This window comes from Aeromonas cavernicola (assembly GCF_002795305.1).
GTDB classification, from domain to species: domain Bacteria; phylum Pseudomonadota; class Gammaproteobacteria; order Enterobacterales; family Aeromonadaceae; genus Aeromonas; species Aeromonas cavernicola.
Genome location: NZ_PGGC01000308.1, coordinates 1 through 1143 on the forward strand (window position 1 = coordinate 1; position 1143 = coordinate 1143).

Here is a 1143-nt window from a genome sequence, read left to right on the forward strand (position 1 = left end):
GTTGCTGCCCCGCTGCAACAGGGTGCCCGCCAGCGCCAGCAGCACGCCAGCAGCCCCCGCAGCTAGGCTGCGCGGCAACCGCCACTCCAGTTGAGCCTGCCAGCGCAGCCAGCTTGGCCAACTCCAGCCCGTCATCCCCTGACCAAACAGCAGGGAGGCAACCACGGCCAGCAGCAGCCCGACCAGCAACAGGCCGATAAGGCGAGCCGGTGCCGGATGGCGAGCCACCAGCAGGCCGGTGTTTGCCTTCGGCGTACCCGACTTGATGCCAAGGCGCGGGATCAACCAGAGCAGCAGCGGGGCCCCCAGCAGGGCGGTCATGGCGCCGGTGGGGATCAAGACTGGCCAGAAGCGACTCAGACTCTGCAGCAACAGATCGGTCGCCGCCAGCAGCAGGGCGCCGAGGATCGGTGCCCACAGCAGCCGCTGGCCAAGCTGGCGGATCCCGAGCAGCCGCACCATGGCGGGCGCCGCCAGCCCGATAAAGCCGATCAGCCCCACCACGCTCACCACGCAAGCGGTGACAAACACCGCCAGCCCGAGTCCGGCAAAACGCAGATGCTGAAGGGAGACCCCCAGACTGCGGGCGCTGGCATCATCCAACTCCAGCACCGCCAGCGGGCGCACCAGTACCGCGGCCAGCACAGCGGCTGCCAGCAGGCGGGGCAACAGGTAACTCACCCCGCTCCAGCTGTTCTGCACTAGCGAGCCACTGCCCCACACCAGCAAACCTTTCAGCTCCTCCTGAAAGAACAGCAACAGCCCCATGCTGATGGCCGCCAGATAGAGGTTGATCACCAGCCCGGCAAAGACGATGACCACCGGATTGAGCTGGCGACGCCAGGCCAGGGCGAACACCAGCCCCATCGCAAGGCTGCCGCCGGCCATGGCGATCCACTCCCGCCCCAGCAGCAACCAAGAAGGGGCAAACAGGGTCACCATCATCAGCGCCAGCTGGGCACCGGAGGCCACCCCAAGAGTGGTGGGTGACGCGAGCGGGTTGCGCAGCACCTGCTGCATCAGGGTGCCCGCCAGCCCGAGCGCCGCCCCGGCCAGCAGGGTGACAACCAAGCGGGGCAGCCAGCTGAAATGCACCACCGCTTGGCTGACGTCAGCCAGATTGGGGGCGAACAGGCTCTGCCA

At 67.7% G+C, this 1143-nt stretch carries 1 protein-coding gene; it reads right to left on the reverse strand.

What is annotated here, in order from left to right; genetic code table 11:
* Positions 1-1143: iron ABC transporter permease (locus CUC53_RS18735; RefSeq protein ID WP_157798351.1), on the reverse strand; the 1143-nt coding region annotated here is incomplete at both ends.